6 protein-coding genes and 2 pseudogenes are annotated in these 8,566 nt (G+C 38.3%); 4 read left to right on the top strand and 4 right to left on the bottom strand.

Annotated features, from left to right (window positions below; genetic code table 11):
- The 3 genes and pseudogenes from AWH49_RS19770 to AWH49_RS14740 form a co-directional block, all read left to right on the top strand.
- A pseudogene (locus AWH49_RS19770) lies at positions 1 to 142 on the top strand (IS256 family transposase); the annotation flags it as partial.
- A gap of 159 nt (positions 143 to 301) precedes the next feature.
- Positions 302 to 1,255, top strand: a complete 954-nt coding sequence (locus AWH49_RS14745; RefSeq protein ID WP_063966341.1) for a PDR/VanB family oxidoreductase — start codon at positions 302 to 304, stop codon at positions 1,253 to 1,255.
- A gap of 75 nt (positions 1,256 to 1,330) precedes the next feature.
- Positions 1,331 to 2,140: a helix-turn-helix domain-containing protein gene (locus AWH49_RS14740; protein ID WP_034285163.1), complete on the top strand. Its 810-nt coding sequence runs from the start codon at positions 1,331 to 1,333 to the stop codon at positions 2,138 to 2,140.
- Positions 2,141 to 3,052: 912 nt separating this feature from the next.
- Here AWH49_RS14740 and AWH49_RS14735 read toward each other — a convergent pair.
- The gene (locus AWH49_RS14735) at positions 3,053 to 4,087 is read right to left on the bottom strand and encodes a site-specific integrase (protein WP_063966340.1); all 1,035 of its coding nucleotides are present in this window, start codon (positions 4,085 to 4,087) and stop codon (positions 3,053 to 3,055) included.
- A 1,411-nt stretch (positions 4,088 to 5,498) separates the two neighbouring features.
- On the opposite strand from AWH49_RS14735, the gene AWH49_RS14730 reads away from it, so the two are divergent.
- Positions 5,499 to 5,930, top strand: a complete 432-nt coding sequence (locus tag AWH49_RS14730; RefSeq protein ID WP_063966339.1) for a PBECR3 domain-containing polyvalent protein — start codon at positions 5,499 to 5,501, stop codon at positions 5,928 to 5,930.
- A gap of 140 nt (positions 5,931 to 6,070) precedes the next feature.
- Here AWH49_RS14730 and AWH49_RS14725 read toward each other — a convergent pair whose 3' ends face one another.
- The 3 genes and pseudogenes from AWH49_RS14725 to AWH49_RS14715 all read right to left on the bottom strand — a co-directional run bounded on the left by AWH49_RS14725 (position 6,071) and on the right by AWH49_RS14715 (position 7,900).
- Positions 6,071 to 6,712 (bottom strand): ParB N-terminal domain-containing protein, encoded by a 642-nt coding sequence (locus AWH49_RS14725; RefSeq protein WP_063966338.1) that lies wholly within the window; start codon positions 6,710 to 6,712, stop codon positions 6,071 to 6,073.
- 38 nt (positions 6,713 to 6,750) lie between these two features.
- Positions 6,751 to 7,239, bottom strand: a complete 489-nt coding sequence (locus tag AWH49_RS14720; RefSeq protein ID WP_063966337.1) for a hypothetical protein — start codon at positions 7,237 to 7,239, stop codon at positions 6,751 to 6,753.
- A 101-nt stretch (positions 7,240 to 7,340) separates the two neighbouring features.
- A pseudogene (locus AWH49_RS14715) lies at positions 7,341 to 7,900 on the bottom strand (site-specific integrase).
- Positions 7,901 to 8,566 lie beyond the last annotated feature (666 nt).

The following is an 8,566-nucleotide window of genomic DNA, read 5'->3' as shown; positions in this document are numbered from 1 at the left end:
GCGGTTCCCGAACGAAGAAGCACTGGAACGATTCCTTGTTTCACGATTCGAAGAATACAACCAACGCTTCGCTACACGATGTCATATCGGTTTCGATCAAGCACGTGCGGAGCTCGCAGCCAGGTTCAAAACAACAGACTAAATGACGGTCTACAAGAAAAGCGATTCCGTCATTTACACAAAATTCTTGACGCTCCCTTGTAATACCCTTCTTGACGTTTCTGAACACTATTCAAAAACATTAGATGCATACTTAGGTTATATTCATGTTGACTAAGTTTGGAAAGGAGAGTTGACAAAATTGAATACTGCTATAATTGATGTCATTGTAGATAAAATCAACGTTGAATCCCCATCAGTTAAAAGTTTTCAGTTAAAGGCAGCAGATGGATCTAAGTTGCCGCATTTTAGCGGAGGGTCTCATATTACGACGAGGGTTCAGAGTGAAAAAGAACTACTTGAACGACATTACTCATTAACAAATGATATAGATCAAGATGAATACTATCAAATTGCTGTCGGCCGAAACACACACTCAAAAGGTGGATCTGTATATTGGCATGACAAGATAAAAGAAGGGGATCAACTAGAAATTAGTTACCCAAAAAACCATTTTCCACTTAGCTTTAGAGCTAAGCATCATGTCTTTATTGCTGCAGGTATTGGAATTACGCCGTTTATTGCTATGGCGTCTAGTTTGAAAAAGCAAGGAAAGTCATTTGAACTGCACTATGCGGCTCCATCAAAAGAATTGTGTGCGTTTCATTCATTCTTGTCGTCTACTTATCCAGACGAAACCAACTTCTATTTCTCGAGAACAGATCGAAGAATGACAACAGAAGTGATGAAGAACCAACCGATTGGAACCCACGTTTATTTTTGTGGTACTGAAGGAATGGTAAGAGAGTTTTCAGAAGCTGCAAAATCATACGGATATCCTGAAAGCAGTATTCATTTTGAACTTTTTACGCCGCCAGATTTTGGTCCATTGTATGCTTTTGAAGTGAAATTGAATCAAAGCAATCAAGTCCTTCAAGTTCCTGAAGGAGAAACTTTATTAGATGTTTTATTAGAAAATGGTATAGATGCGCCATATTCTTGTAAAGTTGGTGGATGCGGCAGCTGTCAAATTGATGTATTAGATGGTGAAGTCGACCACAGAGATACATTCCTTACGGATGAAGAAAAGAAAGAATCGGATGTCATTTTGACATGTGTTTCACGTGGACATGGCTGCGTATCTATAGATTTGTAGTTTAAATAAAAAGCTTTGAGGCATTAGTTAGTATACACTGTATTGAATATGTACGAATCAGAGGAGTGAAACAACATGAAAGCCCTTACTTATTTTCCTTCTCAACCTGAAGTTCAGTATAAAATGGATGAATACATCGAGCAGCGACCATTAAACCGTCTCATAGGTAAAGATATTGCCTTGTATTATCAGTTTAAAACACAAAAGGAATCAATAAATCCATTTGCACTTATACCTGATGGTTGTTTTGACTTGCTGTTTTGTTGTTGTCCAAAAAATCCATCTATTTTTCTTTGGACCAGTCCAATGGAGCGGAGAGAGCAGCAGTTGAGTTTTCAAAAAGGCTGTGAATATTTTGGAGTTAGATTCCAGCCTGAGCAAGGGCTTCTCAAAATAAATTGTTCAATGAGGGATCTTCTAGGCAAAAAAATACCTTTAGATGATGTTATATCTGTAGATCCTTTCCTTATGGAAAAAATATTAAAAGGCGATAGCTTTGCTGATAGAATACATCTCTTTGAATTATTTATTAATGGTATAACACCTCAATCTCATTCTCAAAATATTGTAGGTTATTGTATTAACCAAATTTACTTAGCTAATGGAAACATCAATATTAATGATTTAACAGTAGATACCGGATACTCAGATCGTTATATACGTAAAAAATTTGAAGAGTCTATCGGATTTTCGCCAAAGCAATTTAGTGAAATTGTTAGATTTCAAAATTCTTTGGCCATGATTTTTGAAAAAACCCATCATAATCTAGCAGATATTGTTTATGAAAACGGGTATTATGATCAAGCACATTTTATTAAAGGATTTAAAAAGTTTGTTCATTTAGCTCCAACTCAATTCATAGGAAGTCTTTATCAGCAATCATAAATCTTTTCATTAAGAATGTGTTAAGAGAGAAATCATGCCGTTCTGCGCATGGTTGCTTATTCAGAGAATCATGTAGTCTGGACACCTGATTTTATTTGTTCTTAATTATTCGTAAAACGACTTTACGATCTTTAGAATTTCTTCGATTTTGTTGTCAAAGAATCTGAAATTTATAATAGGGCTGATCGATGTTCCTTCATGTTTCAACCTAGTAGCGATACAGTGTGAATATCTAAAAAGATGATTGACTTGCTGCTAACTCAAAAACTGAAGTAATACCGATTAGCCTCAATTCTATGGATGACGATACGAATACATTGTTCCAGCTTATTTTTCGCCAATCTCAGATACATCTGTATCTACGCTATAAAGGATATTTTTCGAGGGTTTATTTTTAAACGATCACTATACTTATTAACCTTTAAAAACTCTTTAAAATATATCATTGTTATTATATATACCTGTTACTATCATCAAATAAACCTTAGCTTGCTTATAAAAATCTAAACAATAGTCTAGATTGTGTTGTTTGTATAAACTTTCTCTCGCCTCTATTATTTTTTGAGTAGCCTAATGGATATAGACAGTAAATAAACTCAATGATTAAAGATAATTGTTTAACAATGGATTTTAAGGAATATTATTTGAATTTTGCACATAATGTTAAATTCAAATAATATACCTTAAAACAATGAGTATACAGGAGACTTTAATTAGAATAATTAGATGACTATAAGTGGGATTTGCTTTTTGTCGAATGTAATAGTTGTTGAACTAACGAAATGCTTTAGTAAAAAACAAATCCGTACTTATCTCTTTATTCCATAGATAAGTACGGATTTTTATAATTGAAAGTTCTTAACGTTGTAAATCCGAATTTTCCTGACGCTACACCAAATATAGTCTATACTCTTAATTTTTCATATAAACCTCTGCTAAGTCCCACCGATCCTTGCCATGACCGATCTCCGAGTGCACGGTATTCACCACTTCTCGCACTTTTTTAAACAACTTCTTGTCCTCCTTACTCACCATCCCGTAATCTGCTTGTTTTCTCTCTGTCCGATTCGTTAGAATCCGGTGCAGCATTCTATCTCCTCTTTCATTTAATCCCTGGTCTTTCATCAACGTTTCTACGCGCCCCCGTGCGTATGCATGACGAAACCCGTGACAGCCTCGTCTATCCTGAACGATGTCTGCTTTTTTACAGGCCAAATTTACGGCCCTTCGGATCGTATCTGCTTTTATCGGCAAAACCTTCTGTTCAGGGTCTTTTCCATGAAGCATTCCCTCCATTTCTGGTTCAAATGCTTTTGGCACAGGCGTTTCACGGAATCGGCCACCCTTTGTGATGCCACTCCCATTCTCGATGCTTAACCGCCAGCCATCTTGGTTCCGTACAAAATGCTCAACACGCACGTTTGCTGCTTCCTTTACCCGAAGCCCCAATTCCCGCATTAATCCTACAGCTTGTCGCACAGCATCCGGCACGTTATTTCGAATCGTTTTATACTCCTCATCCGAATAAGAGCGATTCTCCGCCCGTTTTAACTCCTTGTATGCGGTAAGACGCTTTTCCGGTGTAAAGATAACCTTTCCTTTCCCAAAACGCTCAGAACGAGCGTTTAACCCTTTTTGCAAGTGCCTCAAAGCCGTTTCCACATTTCGACGATGCCCCGCCCCGGTTCCCTTCATTTTCAAATGATCCAGATAGGCTTTATAGTGCTGTTCCGTTAAATGAAACAGCTGCTTAATGCCATACGTTTCTTTTGTCCATGCAGCAAAATTCTGACAAGCATTCAGTGTATGACGTTTCTGTTCAATCGAATGAATCCCATGCTGCTCTTCCTTACGTAGCACTCTCTTTGATTGGCCAATTTTATCGATCTCCTCAATGCATGTTTTTACTTGATACGCTAAACTTGGTTTTCCACGGCGTTTTCCCATGCCATTCCTCCATTCATAAAACATAATCTAAAAAGGCATCACCTAATAAATCCTAAAGATCAAAATCTTTTAAAATCACCGCCTTATGCTTGCTTGCACGGCAAGTAAGCATAAGGCGGGCGATTAAAAATAGTCTTGTTCACTTATCAATGTGCCTGGATTTAGCCTTGCAATCATTATTTTGCGAGGTGATCCGGCTGAGCCCTCGTCCTACATATTGTTGTACCGGCGCCGGCACATTCTTGCTCCTTGCGTCACAGCAACGTCCGCGACACGGACGCTTCTCGCGTTGCTCGACGAGCGCTCTCACGCGCTCAACCCCAAATACTAAAGCGACAACTTCTAAACAACAAAAAGAGCACAGCTTAACTACAGCCCTGCTCACACATTTTGATGAATCATCTTCACTATATGACTTTCAAAGCCAATTGAATGGTTGACTAACTTCCCCTTCCTTCTTTTGATTTTTTAATCTACTCTTTTTATTTTTAGGCACACAAATAATAGACCTATTTTCATCGAATACGTCTTTTAGATAAGGTGCACGTTTAAGTTTTTAGATAGCTCAAATAGAGCTTTCATTCACGTCTCTCTCGACCAATGTAGGATTAAGACTTTTTTGTTCAGCAAACTACTTGCTGAATTCTACAAATACTTTTCATCCCTTTATTGATCTGCTCACACCTTGTGGGATCTTCAGGGGCATTGACACTTTTCACACCAGTTTTTGCCTGCTCCTACACCAATAGTGTAAGGGACAATATCTAGCGAAACAAATTCAATTTATGCTTTTAGTATATCGCATCCAATAGCCTTCCAACAAAAAGTTTTCATAAGTATTCTTTTACATTTTAGCGCACAAAAAAGAGACCTATTTGAAAATACGTCTTTTGATGTTGCCCTTTTATATCATTTTGACGTCTTTTAAAAAAGACAAACTTATCCTGTTTTGATGTTTCTTCTTTTTTCGCATTTTGCTCCTAATGAGCTCCACTTACCATTAATGCTCGTCTTTCCGTCATTATCTCAAAAGAGAAGGTTGCGGCGCTACGTGCTTTCAAGGATAAATTACTACTATTATTTCCATTATAGCTTGAAAACCCGTAACCTAACAAGAAAAAAATAAAAATTCACTACTTCTTTCAATGGCCAAACCCTAATAGAATACCCGTTAACCGAGATGATACTGCACAATATTGGCCAATTGTTACAAGACGTATTGATCGAGCGTTTATATACTTTTAGGAGATCCAACCATTTAAGTATACATCTGTTAGAAATCGATAAGCCTGCCGTATTTAAAAGTCCATGTAGTTTTAATGGCTCAAGTGTGACTAGAATCACTTCACCTTCAATCCATCCAATTCGAAGTAAGACACTCTTAAAAGATGATAAAGGAGGGAACCGAAGAATGAGACGACGAGAAAAAATTGGTTCAATTAATGAAATTGTAATCGATACGTTAAATTTGCCTATACAACCGAACACGCCCATTTTTTCGGGGGAAACCAACCTTATAAATATGAGGGAGGATCACCCAGAAGATTTTGAGAAATACGGAGATCATTTAAGAGAGATAATCTCTTCACCCGATTACATTTCCCTACATCCACGCCAAAGATCTATTGAGTATATTAAACTCTTTTACGATGAAAAAGATGAAAAAAAGGAAGAACGCGTTCTCGTAGCCATCCGCGGCAGCAAAAGTGGCGTTTTTTTTGCCCGTTCTTTGTATGTCATGGGTAAGGATACAGTGCTAAAATACAAAAAAAATGGATCATTCAAGGAATATAGAAAGGATGAAATGAGTAAAAAAGAAGCTAGATCCTCTAAGGTACCTTAATTGACCTCGCTTCCTTTCCTAGCCATTTATACAGTACTGATTTTTGTACTGTATAAATGGCTAACGGATGCATTATTTTTAAAAACAAATCCCGATTTTATCCCCTTGTTACCTAGATAAATCGGGATTTACATGTTTTTTTATATGTTTTCTACGCTTATTTTTTCATACGCAACAGGGACAACATCCATTTTCACTTTTTTAGCCACGACATAGCGTCTGTAGCCGTCTGTGAGGATCTTTGTCTCCCGATTAACCATGATCGGCTCATCTAAGTGGCCTGTCCTTTTTACATAGTCTACAACTTGCTGCGTTTTTTCAGCATTCGGGCGTGAATTTAAAAATTCTTCAGGTACACGAATCTGTTCAAGCGAAATGAAATCCTCTGTTCCTTCTGGTCCTTTTGGCTTCTCTTCCACCTTTACTTCTTCCTTCACAGGTACCGACTCCACTTTAACAGGATCTTTCTGTTTTTGTTTTTCAGGAAGGATAGACACTTGAAAGCAGGTAACCCCAATTTCACCTGGGCAATCATCTACTGGTACGTCCAATGTTGGCTCCCCTTGCACCATAACTTTTTGTGTTTGAATGTTTTCTTCCGTTAATCCGGCTTTCTTTAACTGTTTCTGATTGATAAATACGGTATAGGTAATTGTGGAGCTATTTGGGAGCCCCTTTGGAGGTCCTGGGGAACCACTTTCCTCCATGTCGAAGGTATAGTAAGCCCCTTTCTCACGTAATGGACTTACGGGCTTGCCTGTTAAGGTAATCTTATGTGGCATTTCATCTCTTCCCTTCTGTATTCATTTTCAGGGTACGATTATATCAGCCCTTTATCTTTCAATACCGAACGAACAATTTCGTTCATAAGATCCGATTTATTGCCATGTTTCACATTATCCAAAAAATCAATGATGTCTGTGTTCCAATAAAAGCCCCTGTATACTCGTTGCTTGCTATCACGTTCATTCTGTATTAAGAGCTTATCAATAGAATCGTACTCGCTTTCCACTTTGCTATTGCTCGCTACTTGCTTGCTAGTAGCTGTTTCCTCATTATTATTATTGCTAGCAATATAATTTATAGAGCTAGCCTTTTGCTTGCTAAGTGCTACAAAATCGTAAATACTTTGCTCTAAAACCCGTTTGTCTCCTTCATAATACCATCCTTTTTTACCATTAATCGAATAGCATCCTGCCACTTTCAGTGCTTTTGTGGCAGGTAACTTGCCTATTGTTAATTGATCACGTGCTATCTCTGCCAGTGACATCGTTGTTTGAGTGAGTTCAAGTATTTCACCGATTTTCATGGGAACACCTCCTGCCATAAACATTTCGATGCCAAGAAGATTGATCCTGCCTGTATTCTCAATCATATATCCTTTTCTTTCAATCGAGGGTAGGGCACTTCTTACAAAGAAAAGATTTCTAATACCTGGTCCACCATGTCATCATTAATGCCAATATACCGAAGGGTAACCAAGGGCGCGAACGGCCAAAGATCTGCTGCAACATGGCCACATCCTTTGTCTGCTGATAAAAGTGATAGCCAAAGGTTTTTCGCATCGTATGGGTGCCAATCGCGCTTTCAATCCCACACGCCCGTGTAGCCCCGTTAATGATCCGCCACAACGTTTCACAACAGATTGGATATTATCTTTCTAGAAGGAAAAAGGTGGCCCAAATCGGCCATCTGGCGTGTATATTTCTCGATTTCTTGTTTCAAAGCGCCTGTCATGCGAATTTTTCAGATTTTTCCCGTTTTTCTTTCTTTGATTCGAAGATGTTCCGTATTCCTCACGTCCATGACCCGGAGTGGCACGATATCGCTAATCCGCAGGCCCAAATTGATGCCGAACGTAAACAAAAGTAATCCCGGTAAGACTGATGCAACAAATATTCTTTCATTGCCCGGATCTGTTCTGGATCGCGAATCGGCTCCACACTGTTTTGTCCCTGTTTTGCTGCCATAAAAACACTCCAGTTCCTATTCATTATGTTGTATTGGAATTGTAATTACATTTAAAAAGGGATAAACCCAGTTTTCAGATATATTTATTTATAATTTCTCGACATCTTTAAAAAGTCTATTGAAGTAAGAAATATCCGGGTGTAATCTTTAAAAATAAAAAACAGAAAGAAGATTGTTAAATTGAAGAAGCTAATACTTCTCTTTACAGCAACAGTAATTGTAAGCTCTATTGGACACCAAATAAACGGCGGATATATGGACCCGCGAAAATCTCGCCCTAAATATAGATATACTCGCCCAAGTTATATTAACCTGAAATAAAGTACATTGCGTTTATCAGCTAGGTTCCTATTACTGTTTGTTCTCACATTGATTAAAGGACCTTTAATTAAAGGTTCTTTTTTAGATTCGATACCTTATTTTCTTATAGAACTAACCTGCCCCGTTAGCCATCCATGTAGCGCAAAATCAGCGCTACATCACAGATGATGAAAATGTGTACAGAACGGGTATTGGATACTACGGCTGGGAGAGGAAGGTCGATCAACTATGAGGCCCTAGAGCCTATCCGTCAGTATGCCTCCAACGACCACGGGGCATCGCAGTGTCTCGCTCTCTTACGGGAAGAACGCACGGGAGAGGAATCCTACGTTGGTTGTGGTACC

This window comes from Domibacillus aminovorans, from assembly GCF_001643235.1.
GTDB classification, from domain to species: Bacteria; Bacillota; Bacilli; order Bacillales; family Domibacillaceae; genus Domibacillus; species Domibacillus aminovorans.
The sequence above is the reverse complement of the archived record's forward strand: the minus strand, read 5'-3'. Positions and strand labels throughout refer to the sequence as shown.